Genomic DNA, 16,436 nt, shown 5'->3' with positions numbered 1-16,436 from the left:
CACCGGTGTACTCGACCGAACTCGTCACCGACGCCCGCGCCTTCGCCGAACTGGCCCCGGCCTGGGGCCGGTTGTACCGGAAGTGCGGCGCGGCGACGCCGTTCCAGTCGCATGCCTGGCTGCACTCCTGGTGGCTGTCGTACGGCAGAACGGGCCGACTGCGTCTGCTCGTTGTGCGCGAAGGCCGCGAACTCGTCGCCGCCGCGCCCCTGATGCTCGTCCGCCGTCCGGTCCCCTCGCTGGTCCCCCTCGGCGGGGCGATCTCCGACTACGGCGACGTCCTGCTCGACGACGACCACGGCGACCCGGCGGTCGCCGCGTTGACCGAGGGCCTCGCGTCCGCCGCCCGCACCGCGCTGATCGACTTCCGCGAGGTACGGCCCGGCGGCGCGGTCGAGCGCGTCTACGACCGCTGGCGCGGCCCGAGTCGCCGCGTCCACGACTCGCTCTGCCTGGAGCTGCCCGCCGTACCGATGGACGAACTGGTCGCCCGCCTCCCCTCCTCCAAGGCCCAGCGCGTCCGCGCCAAACTCCGCAAGCTGACGGCACTGGGCGTCGAGCGCACCGTCGTACAGCCGGACGGGGTGGACTCGGCACTGCGGCGGCTGCTGGAGCTGCATCAACTCCAGTGGCAGGGACGGAAGGTGACGTCCGAGCATCTCCAGACCCGGTTCTGCGAACACCTGGTCCGCTCGGTCGGGCCGATGGTCCGCTCCGGGGACGCCGTCGTCACCGAGTTCCGGCTCGACGAGGACGTGGTCGCCGTAGATCTGACGCTGTTGTCGCGGCGGCTCGCGGGCGGGTACCTGTACGGCGCGCATCCACGGCTGCGGGAGCGGAAGGCGGACGTGGCGGTGATGCTGCTCGACGCGTGCGCCGAGCACACCGGCACCGACGGGCCCGGCACGCTCAGTCTGCTGCGGGGCAACGAGCCGTACAAGCACCACTGGCGGCCCGAACCGGTCGTCAACCAGCGGCTGTTGCTGGCCCGGAAGCGCACGGCCCCGCTGATGGCGGCGGTCGTCTGCGACGTCGCCGCGCGCCGGCGGGGCAAGGCGTTGCTGCGGAAGTGGAGGGAGCGCGGTGGCGACGGACCGTGAGCGGCCCGCCGCCACCTCTGGTTCAGCGGTCGCGCTGCCACCAGTCGAACTTCACGCACAGCTTCCCGCCGAGCCAGTACTCGACCCAGTCGCCGAGTTCCACGGGCGAGCAGTTGGCCGGGTGCGCCGGGGTGACAGGCGTGGTCGGCTTGGGCGGCTCCGGGGTGACCGGGGTCGTGGGTGTGGTGGGTGTCGTAGGAGTCGTGGGTGTGGTCGGGGTCGGGTCCTCGGTGCGGCCGAACAGGACCGAGCGGTAGACCTTGGACGACTTCGGGTTCTGGGAGCACTGCCACACACCGTGCGGGCAGTAGTCGGTCACCGTGTTGTACAGCGGCTTGTGCTCGTCCATCCAGGCGAGCATGCGCTTCATGTACTCCGCGTTGTCGCCATTGCGGAAGAGTCCCCATTCAGGATAGGAAATGGGCTTGCCGTGGGATTTGGCGAAGTCCACGTGTTCCTGGAGTCCGTAGGGCTCTTTCACCTGCTCGTCGAACGTCAGCCCGGAAGGCTGGTCGTACGAATCCATTCCGACGATGTCGACCGTGTCGTCCCCCGGATAGCACTGCGTCCAGGGAACGGCGTCCCGGCCGCGGCTCGGAGTGAAGTCGAACCGGAATTTCTGGCCCGGCACCGAGCGCATCGTGGTGACGATCCTGTTCCAGTACTTCTTCCAGGCCTCCGGGTCCGGCCCGCAGCGAGAGGTGTACGTGGTGCCGTTCATCTCCCACCCGAGCACGATCACCGTGTCCGGCACCTTCAGGTCGACCAGCCGTTCGGCCAGGGCCTTGAAGTGCTGATCGAACTGGCCGGCCGCGCCCAGCTGGAGCAGCCGGCGGACCTGCCAGTCGGAGACACCGTCCTCGTTGTGCTCCTGCATGGGCACGTTGAGGACGAGCATCCGGTCGGTCTTCTCGGTGCGCCAGTCCGCCCATACGTCGAGGAGGCCGGGGGCGCCCTCGATGTCGCTCCAGTGGTTGCCGGGCAGGTAGGTGTGGCCGACGCGCAGTTCGGCACCGCCCAGCCAGCTGCTCAGCGCGGCCATCCGGGCCACACCGCGGGCACCGGAGTCGAGGAAGGCACCGAAGGCCGGAGTCGCTTTCGGCTCGGGGGTCTTCACCGGTTCGACGACGGCCGGGGTCGTGGGTGCGGTGGTCGCAGGCGTGGCGGGCACGGTGCTCGTAGGCGTGGCGGGCACGGTGGTCGTGGGCGTGGCGGGCACGGTGGTCGTGGGTGCGGTGGGCACGGTGGTCGTGGGTGCGGTGGTAGCGGGAGCAGGCGGGTCGGTGGCCCGGGCCACCTCCGCCCCCGCCGCGAACCCGGGACCCGACGCCAGTGCCGCCGACGCGGCGACCGTAGCCGCGATGAAGGCCAGTCGTGCGGTCCGGGACCGTCGCTGCTGTGGGGCCATGCCTGCTCCTCTCTCTGCTCTCGTTTTCTCTTTCTCCTTTTTGACACTCAGTCATATGAATATGAATTACGCCACCGCCGTTACGGCTTTTGAGTGTCCCTGTCGCCCGCACGGGTGAACCGAACCGAAGGAAACAGTCCGTGTCGCTGCTCGACATCCGTGTCCCCGCAGTTCTGTTGCGGATCGACCGGAATCCCTTTCACCACGGAACGCTGGGGGCCGTGCGTTCGCTCGGCAGGGCGGGAGTGGAGGTGCATGTGGTCGCCGATTCCTCGGCAAGTCCCGTACGCAGCTCCCGCTTTGTCTGCCAGATGCATCCCCCGCCGGCGCCCGGCGCCTCCCCGGCCGAGATCGCCGTCACGCTGCGCCGGGTGGCCGCGCGGATCGCGCGTCCCGCCGTGCTGATCGCGATGGACGACGCGAGCGCCGTCGCCGTCGGCCGGCTGCGCGAGGAACTCGCGCCCGCCTATCTGCTGCCACAGCAGCCCGGCGCGCTGGCCGAACGGGTCGCCGACAAGGCGGAACTGGCCGCCGTGTGCGCGAGCGCGGACATCCCGCACCCGGTGACGCTGATCCCGGAAAGTCCAGCGCAGGCCGCGAGCGCCGCCTGGCAACTGGGGCTGCCGGTGGTCGCGAAGTGGAGCCGGCCGTGGCTGGTGCCGTGCGGAACCGGGCTGCGCAGCACGGTGGTGGTACACAGCGCGCAGGAGGCGCGCGAGTTGTTCCTGCGCGCCGAGGAGGCGGGCAGCCGGCTGCTGTTGCAGGCGTTCCTGCCGTCCGGGCCCGACCGCGACTGGTTCTTCCACGGCTACGTCGACCGCACCGGCGCCGTGCGCGGCGGCGGGCCGGGCCGCAAGCAGCGGGCCTGGCCGCGCGGTGCGGGTCTTACGGCGGTGGGCCGCTGGACGCCCAACCCGCAGGTGCAGGCGCTCGCCGAACGCCTCACCGCCGAACTCGGCTACCGCGGCATCTTCGACCTGGACTTCCGCCGCTGCGGCACGACCGGCCGCTACCACCTGCTCGACTTCAACCCGCGGCCCGGCGCCCAGTTCCGGCTCTTCACCGACAGCGCGGGCCTCGACGTCGTCCGCGCGCAGCACCTGGACCTCACCCACCGTCCGCTGCCGGCCGGGGCGCCCCGGCCGGGCCGCTCCTTCGTCGTGGAGAACTACGCGCCGCTCAGCGCGCTGCGCCCGGCCCCCGCCGGACGCGAGCTGGCCTGGTACGCACCGGACGACCGGGCGCCGGGCCGGGCGATGTGGGGCCTGTGGGCCGGGCATGTGCTGCGCAAGCTGCGGGGGCGGCTGGGCGGCGGCCCGGTGCCGGCCCGCACGGCGGCGGCGCGGGTGGTCCGGCAGGCGGGCGCGAGCCCGCTCGACGAGCCCGCCGAACAAGCCGAGTTCACCAAGTTGACCGAGTTGTCCGACGACGAGAAAGCGAGCAGTTGCTGATGTACGACCTGCTGGTGGTGGGCGCGGGCCCGTACGGCCTGTCCATCGCGTCCCACGCCGCGGCCGCCGGGCTGAACCTGCGCGTCTTCGGCCGCCCGATGGCGTCCTGGCGCGACCACATGCCCCGGGGCATGTTCCTCAAGTCGGAGCCCTGGGCCTCCAACCTGTCGGACCCCGAGGGCCGTTGGCCGCTCGAGAAGTACTGTGCGGGCCAGGGCGTGGAGGCCCGGCACGGCGAGCCGATCCCGGTCGAGATGTTCGCCTCGTACGGCCTGTGGTTCGCGCGCAACGCCGTGCCCGAGGTGGACGAGCGGACCGTGGAGCGGATCGCCGCGGTCCCCGGCGGCTTCGAGGCGGTGACGGACGACGGCACGGTGCTGCACGCCCGTACCGTCGCGCTCGCGGTCGGTGTCATGCCGTTCGTCGAAATCCCGTCCGCGCTACGGGGGTTGAGCCGGTCCCTCGTCTCGCACAGCAGCCACCACAGCGCGCTGGACGACTTCCGCGGCAAGGACGTCACGGTGATCGGCGGCGGCCAGGCGGCACTGGAGACGGCCGCCCTGCTCGCCGAACAGGGCACCCGGGTAAGGGTGTTGGCGCGGGCCGACGAACTGCACTGGAACGACGTACCGCCCGCCTGGGAGCGCCCGTGGTGGCAGGAGGCCCGCTCCCCGCACAGCGGCCTGGGCCCCGGCTGGCGCAACTGGTTCTACGCCGAGCGCCCCGACCTCTTCCGCCGCCTCCCGGAGTCGACCCGGGCCAGGATCGCGGCCAACGCCCTTGGCCCGGCGGGCGCTTGGTGGGTACGGGACCGGGTCGAACCGGCGGTGGAGGTGCTCCTCGGCCACGAGGTCGCGGCGGCCGACCTGGTACCGGGCGGGGTACGCCTGGAGACGGTGGGCGGAGCGGGCGGGACACGCTCCCTGGAGACCGAACACGTCATCGCGGCAACGGGGTTCAAGGCCACGACCGGCCGACTCGGGCTGCTCTCGGGCGAGTTGAGGGGCTCCCTGGCCACGGTGGGCGACGGTTCCCCCGAGGTCGGCCGGGACTTCGAGTCCTCGCACCCCGGCCTCTTCATGGCGGGCCTGCTGACGGCCTCGGGCTTCGGCCCGGCGATGCGCTTCGTGCACGGCGCGACGTTCACGGCGGGCGCGCTGGTGCGGGGAGTCCGACGCCGGCTGCGCTCGGAGCCGCGCGCCGGGATGATCCCGGCGCCGGGGCGGCGGGGCGCACTGGACTTCGTACGACGGTGACCGCGTAGTGCGGCGCGGGTGTGCCGGGCGGTGACGTCCGGCACCCCGTGCGCCTTACCTACGGGACGCGGCCCGGCCTCGTCGGTAGAGGATCGTGCCACCCGCGATCAACGCGGCACTGACAGCGGAGGTGGCCAGCATGGCCTCACTGCCGGTGTGCGCCAGAACGGGCGGCGGGGTGTGACTCCCGCCGTGCGGAGGCGGGGTGTGGTTGCCGCCCGTGGGAGGCGGCGTGTGGTTGCCACCGGTGGGCGGAGGGGTGTGGTTCCCGCCGCTCGGAGGCGGGGTGTGGTTCCCGCCGGTCGGGGGCGGGGTGTGGTTGCCACCGCTCGGGGGCGGGGTGTGGTTGCCACCGCTCGGAGGCGGGGTGTGATTTCCGCCCGTGGGCGGAGGGGTGTGGTTCCCGCCGCTCGGAGGCGGAGTGTGGTTCCCACCCGTGGGGGGAGGGGTGTGGTTCCCGCCGGTGGGCGGCGGGGTGTGGTGGTCGCCACCAGTGGGCGGAGGCGTGTGGTGGTCACCGCCAGTGGGCGGAGGCGTGTGGTGGTCGCCCCCAGTAGGCGGAGGCGTGTGGTGATCCCCACCCGTGGGCGGAGGCGTGTGATGATCCCCGCCGTGCGGAGGCGGCGGTGTCTCCTCACAGTCCTCCGGCTTGCCGTGGCCCGAGTCCCCGGAGCCATAGCCTCCGTGGTCACCGGAGCCGTAACCCCCGTGGTCACCGGAGCCGTAACCCCCGTGATCGCCCGAGCCATAACCCGAGTGATCGCCCGAGCCGTAGCCCGAGTGATCGCCGTAGTCATGACCGAAGTGGCCCCCGTAGCCGTACCCGGAGTCGTCGTCACCGGAGCCGTAGCCCGAGCCGTCGGAGTTGTCGTAGGCCTGCTCGGCCCACCGGTGGTGTCCGGTGTGCTCGCCGTGCCGGTGCGCGTCCTTGCCGCCGGCGCAGGAGTTGCCGAAGGTCGGGTTGAGCCCGGAGACGCCGTCGACGGAGTTGCCGCAGGCGTTGACCGGCGCGTCGACCGGGACCGAGAGGCTGTTGCCGGACAGGACGCCCGGCGAATCCTTGGCAGCGCCGGCCGTGTACGTCTCGGCCACGGCGGGGCTGCCGCACAGGGACAGAATGCTTGTCGCGGCGGCGGCCGCGACCATTCCCTTACCCAGGGTCTGTCGCAATCTCGTTGTCTTCCTGCTTGAAGAAGTGGGAAAAAAAGCCGGCCTTGGAACAGGAAAGTGTCCAAGGCCGGCCGTGACACAGCCGGAGCGGCTGGTGCGTTGCGTCGTCAGTCGTTGACGCAGGTGTTGCCGAACGCCGGGTTCAGCAGGCCGATCACGTCGATCGAGTTGCCGCACACGTTGACGGGGATGTGCACGGGAACCTGGACCACGTTGCCCGAGAGGACACCCGGCGAACCGATGGCGGCACCCTCGGCACCGGCGTCGGCGAAGGCCGGGGCGGCCATACCGAGAGCCATGATCGCACCAGCGACAACAGCAGCGCTCTTCTTCATGAACGTTCCCTTCTCTGCGGTCATGCCCTATGACGGCCGAAACCGAGCGAGCACAGCTTGGGCGGCTCGCACCATGACCTGCAGCCTGTGAAACGAGGGATAGACACAGGAAGAAACTGAAGAACGCGTGTCACCTGACAATTCACTCGATCGTCGGCACTTAATTGACGCGATGGCCGCACCAACGCAGAAACGCTTCTCTTCAAGGGAAGGCAGAGGGCGGACAGTTTTGAAAAACGGCGAGGGCGGCCCGTACGGAAAAATTCCGACGGGCCGCCCTCGCCGCTGCATTGACGGACGATCAGCTGCCGATGGCGCCGTTGCCCGACAGGACCGGGATGTTGTCCGCGATGTGCGACAGGGGCTCGTCGCCCTTGGCCTGGGTGGAGTTCTCGGTGCACTGCTGGTTCTGCGGGGCCGAGAGGATCGGCACGTCCTGCAGAACGGTGACCGGGACGAGGATGCCCACGATCGAAGCCGCGTTGACCTTGGCCGGCAGGCCGACACAGAGCTTGTTCAGGTCGCCCTGGGCGAGCCCGAGCTGGGGGCTCATGTCGCCGGCGGTCTTGGCGTTGCCGTAGATCTGCTGGGCACCGTTCCCGTCGACACTGGTGACGCCGTTGTCGTTGCCGATGGCCAGCGCCTGCGGGGCGGCCGTCGCCGAGACGCCGACGACGGAAGCCGCGACAGCCGTCGCAGCCATTGCCTTCTTGAGCATTTCTGCGGTCCTTTCCTGGCAGAGACACAATTCCTGCTCCCCCATCAACCGGGGCGGCCCGGATTGGTTGCGTGACTTCACCCGGTTGGATTCATCTGGGCCATTGGAGTGAATCGGAGCAACCATGCGGCCGGGTGCCAGTTGTTCAGGTCGCTCCGGTGGACGGGGTTACTCCAGAAGGGATCATGAAGTGATCAAGAAGGTTATGGCTGCTGCGGCTGTCGCCGCTTCCGTCGTCGGAGCCTCGGCTGCCGTCGCCGCCCCGGCGATGGCGATCGGTAACGACAACGGCGTCACCACGACGAACGGCAACGGCGCCGAGCAGGTCTACGGCAACCAGGCCACGTACGGCAACATGAGCCCGCAGATGGCGCTCATCCAGGGCTCGCTGAACAAGCCCTGCATCGGCCTGCCGGCCAAGGCGAACCTCGCCTCGCTGGTCGGCGTCGTGCCGGTCACCGTCGCCCAGGACGTGCCGATCCTCTCCGCGCCGCAGAACCAGCAGTGCACCGAGAACTCCACCCAGGCCAAGGGCGACGAGCCCCTGTCGCACATCCTGGACAACATCCCGGTCCTCTCGGGCAACGGCGCCGCGGGCAGCTGACCCCCGGACGCGCACCACGGGCCGTCGAATTCTCGGCGGCCCGTTGGCTTGCCCCTCCGCGCGCGGACCGTCCACGGGGACCCGCTCTCGCCGGCTCGTGAGCCGACTTGTCACCCCAGCCGACTTATTGCTCCATTCAGGGCAAAGGCCGCAACCAAACCGGCCATCACCCAGTTGATCATCGCGCGGCTCCGCAACGGGAGTCCGTCCTCCGAAAGGGATAGAACATGAAGAAGCTGTGGGCGACCGCGGCTGTTGCCGCCTCCATCGCCGGTGCCACCGCCGCCGTCGCCACCCCGGCGATGGCCATCGGCAACGACGACGGTGTCACCACCACCAACGGCAACGGCGCCGTGCAGAAGTACGGCAACCAGGAGACCAAGGGCGACATGAGCCCCCAGCTCTCCCTCGTCCAGGGCACCCTGAACAAGCCCTGTGTCGGCCTGCCGGTCAAGGCGAACCTCGCCTCGATCGTCGGCGTCGTCCCGGTCACCGTTCTGCAGGACGTGCCGATCCTGTCGGCCCCGCAGAACCAGCAGTGCACCGAGAACTCCACCCAGGCGAAGGGCGACGAGCCCCTGTCGCACATCCTGGACAACATCCCGGTCCTGTCGGGCAACGGCGCCGTGGGCAGCTGACCCCACCAGCACCACGAGAGCGGGCCGCCGAGCACCTCGGCGGCCCGCTTCTCTTGTTTCTACGGCCTCTACGGCTGTTTCGGCTTCGCGTAGAGCGCCTCGATGTCGTCCGCGTAGGCCGCCGTCACCACATGCCGTTTGAGTTTCAGGGACGGGGTGAGCAGGCCGTTGTCCTCGGTGAACTCGCCCTCGACCAGGGCGAAGGCGCGGATCGACTCGGCGCGGGAGACGGCCTGGTTGGCGTAGTCCACGGCCTTCTGGACGTCGGCGCGCAGGTCCGCGTTCCGCACGAGCTCGGCGAGCGGGGTGTCGGCGGGGAGCTTACGGACCGCGAGCCAGTGGGCGAGGGCCTCGGGGTCGAGGGTGATCAGGGCGGCGACGAAGGGGCGGTTGTCGCCGACGACCAGGCACTGGCCGACCGGGGCGCGGCTGCGCAGCCGGTCCTCCAGGACGGCCGGGGAGACGTTCTTGCCGCCGTTGGTGACGAGGATGTCCTTCTTGCGGCCGGTGATGGTGAGATAGCCGTCCTCGTCGAGCGCGCCGAGGTCCCCGGTCGCGAACCACTCGTCCCGCAGTACGGCGTCGGTGGCCGCCGGGTTGTTCCAGTACGCGCCGAAGACCACCCCGCCCTTGATCAGCACCTCGCCGTCGTCGGCGATGCGGATCGTGGTGCCGGGCACCGGGAGGCCGACGGTACCGGGGCGGGGCCGCAGGGGCGGGACGATGGTGGCGGCGGCGGTCGTCTCGGTGAGGCCGTAGCCCTCGTAGACGATGATTCCGGCCGCGGCGAAGAAGAGGTTGAGGTCGCGGTCGAGCGGGGAGCCGCCACTGATGGCGTACCGCATCCGGCCGCCGAGTTCGCTGCGGATACGGCGGTAGACCAGCAGGTCGTAGAGGGCCCACGCGGCATAGAGGGCGGGGCTCGGGCCCTTGCCGGTGCCGAGGAACCTGTCGAGGTACGCCCTGCCGAAGCGGACCGCGACACGGTCGGCGCGGTCGAAGGAGGCGGCGCGGCCCATCCGTTCGGCGGTCGCGCGGCCGGTGTCGTGGATCTTCTCGAAGAGGTACGGCACCCCGACCAGGAACGTGGGCCTGAACTCCCTTAGCGCCGGGCGGAGTTCGTCGGGCTTGATGCTCGGGCAGTGGCCGGTCTCGATGCGGGCCATCAGACAGGCGATCTGGAGGGTGCGGCCCATGATGTGCGCGAGCGGGAGGAACAGCAGGGTCGAGGCGACCTGGCCGGTGACCTCGGTGAAGAGGGGGTGCAGCAGCTCGACGGTGTTGGCGGCCTCGGCGTGCAGGTTGGCGTGGGTGAGGACACAGCCCTTGGGGCGGCCGGTGGTGCCGGAGGTGTAGCAGATCGTCGCGACCGTGTCGGGGGTGAGCGCGGTGCGGCGCTTGGTGACCTCCTCGTCGGTGATGTCCCGTCCCAGGGTGGCGAGTTCGGCCAGGGCGCCCGCGTCCAGCTGCCAGATGCGCGGGTGTTGGGGGTGGCGGGCGGTGCCCGTCATGACCGTGTCGGTGTTCTCGGCGTTCTCCGTGACGACGAAGCGGGTGCCCGAGTCCCTGACGATCCACTCCACTTGCTCGGCGGACGAGGTCGCGTAGATCGGCACGGTCCGGCCGCCGGCCGCCCAGATCGCGAAGTCGAGGACCGTCCACTCGTAGCGGGTGCGTGACATCACCGCGACCCGGCCGCCCGGTTCCAGGCCGGCCGCTATCAACCCCTTTGCGGTGGCGGTGACTTCACGGGCGAAGGCGGCGGCTGTAACGGGGTGCCAGCTGCCGTTCTGTTCGCGGCGGAGGACCACGGTGTCGGGTGCCTCCGCCGCGTTGGTGAACGGGAGGTCGGCGGTGCTGCCGGTCGTCGGGCGCGGGGCGAGCGGCAGGGTGCTCGCCTCCCGTACGACGCCCCGCTCGTCCCTGCTGAGTTCGACCCGGGTGCGGGCCGCCAGGTCGGTGCGTTGCCGCGCCCTCTTCAGGTCCTTGCGTACGCCCATGTCGGCTGCTCCCGGTCGGCGGTGAGACGGTGACTGGGCCGTCAACTTACTCGCAAGTAGGGGAAGGTCAATGGGGCCGGTGGGGTTGAGTCCGGGTTCAGTTCATCCGGCTTGCCTCGTCGATCGCTTCCGCGAGTTGCTGTACGTCCTTGTCCTCCGTCTCCTTCGCCAACGCGTGGGCGCGGTCGGCGAGTTCGTCGAGGCCGGGGTCGCCTGGCAGGTCGCCGGAGCGGAGGGAGTCGGCGAAGTAGGCGGCCACGGCGGTGACTTGGAAGCGGGGCGAGGCGCTGGACAGGGAGTCGTGCAGGGCGTCGGTCTCCAGCTGGCCCGACTCCTCGTGCGGGGCGCGGGTGTTCGGGTCGAGCCAGCGGACACTGGCCGTGGCGAGGTGGCCGTCGGCGCCCGGCCTGGTGCGGACGGCGTAGAGGGCGGTCACGGTGTGGCCGGGGCCGACCTCGCCGCCGTCGACGTTGTCGTTGCGGAAGTCGTCGTCGGCGACCTTGCGGTCCTCGTAGCCGATGAGGTTGAACTGGGCGACCGTCTCGGGGTCGAAGGCGACCTGGGCCTTGGCGTCGCGGGCTGTGAGGTCGATGTTCTGCGGGAGTTGGTCGACGAAGACCTTACGGGCGTCGGCGTCGTCCGAGACGTACGCGGTGTGGCCGTCGCCCTTGTCGGCGAGTTTCTCCATCAGGGCGTCGCCGTAGTCGCTGCCGACTCCGACGCCGAAGAGGGTGATGCCGTGGTCGCGGCGTTCGTTCGTGATGCGTTCCAGGATCGAATCGGCGTTGGTGTCACCGGTGTTGGCGAGGCCGTCGGAGATGAGGACGACGCGGTTGGTCGCGCCCTCGCGCAGGCCTTCGGTGGCGGTGGCGTAGCCGGTCTCGACGCCCGCGCCGAGGTTGGTCGAGGACTGGGTCTCCAACTCGTCGATGGCGTGGTGGACTTTGCCGCGGTGGCCGTCGAGGCGGGTCATCGGGAGGACGGTCTCGGCCTCGTCGCTGAAGGTGACCAGCGCGACCGAGTCGTCGTCGCGCAGCCGGTCCGTCATCTCGTCGAGGGACTTCTTGGCGAGGTCCAGGCGGCCCGTCTCGGCCATGGAGCCGGAGACGTCGATGACGAACGTGAGGGCTGCGGGCGGGCGTTCGGCGCTGTCGTCGGCGATGGGGGTCTCCCCGGTCGAGCGAAGTCGAGACTGGGGGCGGGTGGCGAGGCCGACGCGGACCAGGGACCAGTTGGCGCTGTCGGTGCGGGCTCCGTCGACGGTGACCGTGAAGCCGTTGCCGTCGGGGCGGTCGTAGTCCTGCCGGAAGCTGTTGACGAACTCCTCGGGGCGGATCGTCGACGGGTCGGGCAGCTGTCCGTCGGCGAGGACGCGGCGGGCGTAGCCGTAGGAGGCGGTGTCGACGTCGAGGGCGAAGGTGGAGAGGTAGTCGGGGGACGGGGCGATCCTGTCGGCGGGGGTGCTTGTCTGTTCGCCGTCCTGTTGGCTGCTGTTGTCACCGCCGGAGGTGGTGGCGGGCGCCGGGGCCGGGAAGCCGGTCCGGTTGGACGCGTCCGAGGTGTTGGAGTGGCTGCCCTCGCCCGCGCCGCAGCCGGTGAGCAGCAGGCCGCCTGCGGCGGTGAGGGCGAGCAGGGTGGCGCGCAGGTGCCGGGTGCCGTGGCGGGTGCGATGGCGGGCGTACTCCTGCGCCGGTCGTGTGCGGTCGGTGTGGCTGGTCTCCATCTCCCGTGCCCCCTCGGTCCGTTGACGTCGGCTTCTTGCGACTGTGACGGCGGAGGGGACGGGAACGTGCGCTACGGGGAGTTGCGGAAGCGTCTCGAAGGGGTCGCGATCAAGGCCCGTCGAGACCGGTGGGAGATCCTCCGGTGACCTAGGACACGATGTCCTTGCGGGCGAAACCCCGGAAGGCCAGGGCGAACAGCACGATGGCGTACGTAACGGAGACCGCCGTGCCCTGGATCATGCCGGACCACTCGGGATGGGGCTGCACGGCGTCCGCCCAGGCGAACTGCCAGTGCGCCGGCAGGAAGTCACGCCAGTGGCCGAGCGCGGTGACGGCGTCCAGGACGTTGCCGACGATGGTCAGGCCGACCGCGCCGCCGACCGCGCCCAGGGGTGCGTCGGTCTTGGTCGAGAGCCAGAACGCGAGGCCGGCCGTGACCAGTTGGGACACGAAGATGTACGCCACCACCACAAGCAGGCGTTGGGCGGCCGTGCCCGAGCCGATCGCGCCGCCGGTGGGCAGTTCCAGTGGGCCCCAGCCGTAGGCGGCGGTGCCGACCGCCAGTGCGACGAGCGGGAGCAGGACCATCGCGCCGAGGCTGAGGCTCAGGCCGACGACCAGCTTGGACCACAGCAGGCGGGCCCGGGGCACGGGTGCCGCCAGCAGATAGCGCAGGGACGACCAGCTGGCCTCCGAGGCGACCGTGTCCCCGCAGAACAGGGCGACCGGGACGACCAGAAGGAAGCCTGCCGACACGAAGAGGTTCACCGCGGCGAAGTTGGCGCCGGACGCGGTGGCCGTGTCCATCAGGGTCACCTGGCCGTTGCGCTCGCCCGGGGTGCCGCCGATCGCGAAGGCGGCCACCAGGACGAAGGGCAGCGCGGCGAGGATGCCGCCCATGACCAGGGTGCGGCGCCGCTTCAACTGCCGGACCAGCTCGACCCGGAGGGGCAAGGTGCGGCCCGCGCGGTAGCCGGAGGCCACCTCTACGGGCTCGGCGAGCGTGCTCATGCGGAACCTCCGATCAGGGTGAGGAAGGCGTCCTCGAGTCGGCGGTGGGGGCCGACGGAGGAGACGGGGACTTCGAGTCGTACGAGTTCGACGAGGAGCCGGGCCGCGGTGGGCGAGCCGTGGGTGGGGTGCGCCGAGGAGGGGCTCGGTGCGGTGGACGGGGTCGCCGGGTCCTCCGCGAGGGGCGGGGGCACCGGCGCGTCGAGTGCGGTGCCGGGGGCACCGGCCGTGGCGGAGGTGGCCGGCTCGGCGAGTGCGACGCCGGACGCCTCGGCGGTGGTCGCGCCCTGCGCCTCGCCCGCCGGGCCGGCACCCTCCGCCACGGTGCCGCCCGCCAGGGAGGCGGCGGACACCAGGCGGTCGCCGGGGGCCAGTTGGTCGGCGGATACCGGGTGGTCACCGGAGGACCGGCCGTCGTCGGAGGCCAGCCGCAGCAGCAGGCCGCCCTCCGCGCGAGTTACCGACTCCACGTCCGGAAGGGCCGCGATCTTGTCGACCAGCGGGTCGGGGATGTCGGCGGCCAGGCCGACGAGCAGGGTGTCGCCGGAGCCGATGATCTCCGCGACCGGGCCCGCCTGGACGAGTCGGCCGCGGTCCATGACCACGAGGTGGGTGCAGGACTGCTCGACCTCCGCGAGGAGGTGGCTGGAGACGATGACCGTACGGCCGGCCTCCGCGTAGCGGATCATCACCTCGCGCATCTCGCGGATCTGCGGCGGGTCGAGGCCGTTGGTCGGTTCGTCGAGGATGAGGAGGTCGGGGAGGCCCAGCATGGCCTGGGCGATGGCGAGGCGCTGGCGCATGCCCTGGGAGTAGGTGCGCACCGCGCGGGCGAGCGCGTCACCGAGGCCCGCGATCTCCAGGGCCTCCTCCAGGTGGGCGTCCTCCGGGGGCCGTCCCGTCGCCTGCCAGTACAGCTCCAGGTTCTCGCGGCCGGAGAGGTGCGGGAGGAAGCCCGCGCCCTCGACGAAGGCGCCGACCCGGGACAGCACCGGGGCGCCGGGGCGGATCGCGTGGCCGAAGACCCTGATCTCGCCGTCGTCCGGTTTGATCAGGCCCATCAGCATGCGCAGGGTGGTCGTCTTGCCCGCGCCGTTCGGGCCCAGCAGGCCGAGCACCTGACCCTTCTCCACGCGGAAGGACAGGTCCCGTACCGCGTACCGGTCCGCCGACTTCGCGTACCGCTTGCTCAAGTCGGTGATCTGGAGCGGGACTTCGGCCAGCTCGGGGTCGGGGGGTGTGGACGCCGTACGCCTGCGTCCGGTCAGCAGCAGTGCCAGTGCGAGCGCCGCGCCGGCGAGCGGGAGCCACCACACCCAGGACGGCAGTGTCGCCGCAGCGGTCGTCACACCAGGGGCCGTGGGCACCTTGAGGTCGCTCTTCAGGGTGACGGTGTACGTCGCGGGGGTCGTCGGGGAGGAGTACGCGAGGTCCGTCGAGGCGAGGACCAGGCGCAGGTGGTGGCCGCTCTGGACGTCGTAGTCGATGGCCGGGAGGGTGATCGTGACGTCCTTGCCCGCCTTGGCTCCCTCGACCCTGAGGGGGGTCACCAGCTGGGAGGGGAGCACCTGTTGGGCGCCGCCCGGGCCGACGTCGTAGATCTTGCCGAAGAGGACGGCGTCGTCGCTCGTCGACTTGACGTGGACGGTGACCGTGGGCGATCCGGTGATGCGGAGACCCTTGGTGAGGGGCTTGGAGTCGAACGCCGCGTACTGGCCGGGGAAGTCGAGGGAGATGCCGACGCCCAGGGAGGACAGCTGGGACAGGCCGCCCGCGCTGCCGAGGCCGGGCAGGGCGGAGATCGCGGGCGGGCTCGCGCCGGCCGGGTTGGTGAAGGACTGCTCGCGGCGGCCGGACAGGGCGAACGCGCGCGGGTCGTTCTCCAGGCCGGGGTAGGCGGTGCCGCTCGCGCCGCGCAGCAGGGCCGCGCCGTCCGTCGAGTCGACGCCTCCGGTGCGGGTGACGCGGAAGGCCGGGCCGGTGTCGGTGTTCTTGTCGTCCTTCAGGTACCGGTCGAACCACGAGGTCACGCGGGCCTGGACGCGACTCGTCTCCATGTCACCGCCGTCATGGCCGCCCGCGATCCAGTCGACGTCCACGGGGGCGCCGTTGGCGCGGATCGCCTTCGCGGCGGCGTCGGCCTGGCCGAGCGGGAAGAGGGAGTCGGTCTGGCCCTGGAGCAGGAGGGTCGGCACGTTGATGTGCGTGGCGACAGCGGACGGGGAGCGCTCCTGGAGGAGTGCGCGTGCTGCCGCGTCCGGCTTGCCCGACTCGGCGACCCGGTCGTACATCGCGCACAACTGCGGCTCGAAATTGGCGCAGCCGCCACCGGAGTTGATGAAGATGCTCGCCCAGAGCTTCTTGAACACGCCGTTCGGGAAGAGGGAGTCGGCGAGGTTCCAGTAGGTGATCGCCGGGGCGATGGCGTCGACGCGGTCGTCGTAACCGGCGGCCAGCAGGGAGATCGCTCCGCCGTAGGAAGCGCCCGCCACGCCCACCCGCGGGTCGCCGGGCTTGTCGAGCTGGACGTCCGGCTGCTTCGCCAGCCAGTCGATCAGCTTGGAGACGTCCTTGACCTCGCCGTCCGGGTCGTTGAGCCCGATCTTGCCGGTCGACTTGCCGAAGCCGCGCGCGGACCAGGTCAGCACCGCGTAGCCGTCTCCGGCCAGGCTCTCGGCCTGCTTCCGTACGTCGTCCTTGCTGCCGCCGAAGCCGTGCGCCAGGAGGACGGCGGGGCGACGGGTGGCTCCGCCGGTCGTGAAGTACGAGGTGTCCAGGCTGACGCCGTCGACCGCCATCACCCGGTCCGCACGGTGTACCTCCGGTGGTTTGTCGGAGGCTACGGCCGTCCAGGTGCCGGCGGCGGCGAGCACGGCTACGGCGGCCGTGGCGGCGAGCCACTGCCGTGGGCGCCGTAGTCGTTGCGGCAGGCGAAGATCCATGTCGTCAACGGTACGGGGCGTCTCTGACAGTTGGGGGCGACCCTGGGGTGAACCGGGGGTGAGGGGTGTACCGCGCTTG

At 71.0% G+C, this 16,436-nt stretch carries 13 protein-coding genes; 5 read left to right on the top strand and 8 right to left on the bottom strand.

All coding sequences use genetic code 11. The features are described from left to right. Window positions 1-5: 5 nt before the first annotated feature. Complete coding sequence (locus ACFXC1_RS49205) at window positions 6-1,100, top strand: GNAT family N-acetyltransferase (RefSeq protein WP_381256455.1); 1,095 nt, start codon at window positions 6-8, stop codon at window positions 1,098-1,100. A gap of 22 nt (window positions 1,101-1,122) precedes the next feature. Here the strand turns inward: ACFXC1_RS49205 and ACFXC1_RS49200 are convergent, their stop codons facing one another. Further along, window positions 1,123-2,508, bottom strand: a complete 1,386-nt coding sequence (locus ACFXC1_RS49200; protein ID WP_381256452.1) for a glycoside hydrolase family 26 protein — start codon at window positions 2,506-2,508, stop codon at window positions 1,123-1,125. Between the two features lie 140 nt (window positions 2,509-2,648). Here ACFXC1_RS49200 and ACFXC1_RS49195 point away from each other — a divergent pair, with 140 nt between their 5' ends. Together ACFXC1_RS49195 and ACFXC1_RS49190 are read left to right on the top strand one after the other, a co-directional pair. After that, entirely contained in the window at window positions 2,649-3,959 is a 1,311-nt protein-coding gene (locus ACFXC1_RS49195; RefSeq protein WP_381256449.1) for a carboxylate--amine ligase, read from the top strand. Continuing rightward, entirely contained in the window at window positions 3,959-5,215 is a 1,257-nt protein-coding gene (locus ACFXC1_RS49190; protein ID WP_381256446.1) for an NAD(P)-binding domain-containing protein, read from the top strand. The genes ACFXC1_RS49195 and ACFXC1_RS49190 overlap by 1 nt, the downstream gene beginning before the upstream one ends. A gap of 54 nt (window positions 5,216-5,269) precedes the next feature. Here the strand turns inward: ACFXC1_RS49190 and ACFXC1_RS49185 are convergent, their stop codons facing one another. The 3 genes from ACFXC1_RS49185 to ACFXC1_RS49175 all read right to left on the bottom strand — a co-directional run bounded on the left by ACFXC1_RS49185 (window position 5,270) and on the right by ACFXC1_RS49175 (window position 7,438). Beyond that, window positions 5,270-6,385 (bottom strand): chaplin family protein, encoded by a 1,116-nt coding sequence (locus tag ACFXC1_RS49185; protein ID WP_381256443.1) that lies wholly within the window; start codon window positions 6,383-6,385, stop codon window positions 5,270-5,272. Window positions 6,386-6,492: 107 nt separating this feature from the next. Then, complete coding sequence (chpD, locus tag ACFXC1_RS49180; protein ID WP_026178071.1) at window positions 6,493-6,720, bottom strand: chaplin ChpD; 228 nt, start codon at window positions 6,718-6,720, stop codon at window positions 6,493-6,495. Between the two features lie 301 nt (window positions 6,721-7,021). Further along, window positions 7,022-7,438 carry a rodlin gene (locus tag ACFXC1_RS49175; protein ID WP_381256440.1) on the bottom strand — a complete coding sequence of 139 codons (417 nt, stop codon included), beginning with the start codon at window positions 7,436-7,438 and terminating at the stop codon, window positions 7,022-7,024. Window positions 7,439-7,628: 190 nt separating this feature from the next. On the opposite strand from ACFXC1_RS49175, the gene ACFXC1_RS49170 reads away from it, so the two are divergent. Both ACFXC1_RS49170 and ACFXC1_RS49165 read left to right on the top strand, forming a co-directional pair. Next, window positions 7,629-8,042: a rodlin gene (locus tag ACFXC1_RS49170; RefSeq protein WP_093626962.1), complete on the top strand. Its 414-nt coding sequence runs from the start codon at window positions 7,629-7,631 to the stop codon at window positions 8,040-8,042. A gap of 227 nt (window positions 8,043-8,269) precedes the next feature. Next, complete coding sequence (locus tag ACFXC1_RS49165; protein WP_019065695.1) at window positions 8,270-8,680, top strand: rodlin; 411 nt, start codon at window positions 8,270-8,272, stop codon at window positions 8,678-8,680. A gap of 68 nt (window positions 8,681-8,748) precedes the next feature. Here ACFXC1_RS49165 and ACFXC1_RS49160 read toward each other — a convergent pair whose 3' ends face one another. From ACFXC1_RS49160 to ACFXC1_RS49145, 4 genes are all read right to left on the bottom strand, one after another. After that, window positions 8,749-10,680 (bottom strand): AMP-dependent synthetase/ligase, encoded by a 1,932-nt coding sequence (locus ACFXC1_RS49160; protein WP_381256436.1) that lies wholly within the window; start codon window positions 10,678-10,680, stop codon window positions 8,749-8,751. Between the two features lie 97 nt (window positions 10,681-10,777). Further along, on the bottom strand, window positions 10,778-12,403 hold the full coding sequence (locus tag ACFXC1_RS49155; protein ID WP_381256433.1) for a vWA domain-containing protein: 1,626 nt from the start codon (window positions 12,401-12,403) through the stop codon (window positions 10,778-10,780). A 148-nt stretch (window positions 12,404-12,551) separates the two neighbouring features. Next, window positions 12,552-13,415 carry an ABC transporter permease gene (locus tag ACFXC1_RS49150; protein ID WP_381256431.1) on the bottom strand — a complete coding sequence of 288 codons (864 nt, stop codon included), beginning with the start codon at window positions 13,413-13,415 and terminating at the stop codon, window positions 12,552-12,554. Next, the gene (locus ACFXC1_RS49145) at window positions 13,412-16,357 is read right to left on the bottom strand and encodes an alpha/beta fold hydrolase (protein ID WP_381256429.1); all 2,946 of its coding nucleotides are present in this window, start codon (window positions 16,355-16,357) and stop codon (window positions 13,412-13,414) included. Before ACFXC1_RS49145 ends, ACFXC1_RS49150 begins: the two co-directional genes overlap by 4 nt. Window positions 16,358-16,436: the final 79 nt, after the last annotated feature.

It is taken from the genome of Streptomyces hokutonensis (assembly GCF_042751305.1).
Classification (GTDB): Bacteria; Actinomycetota; Actinomycetes; order Streptomycetales; family Streptomycetaceae; genus Streptomyces; species Streptomyces hokutonensis_A.
Note: the sequence above shows the minus strand (reverse complement) of the source record. Positions and strands in the feature narration are given on the sequence as shown.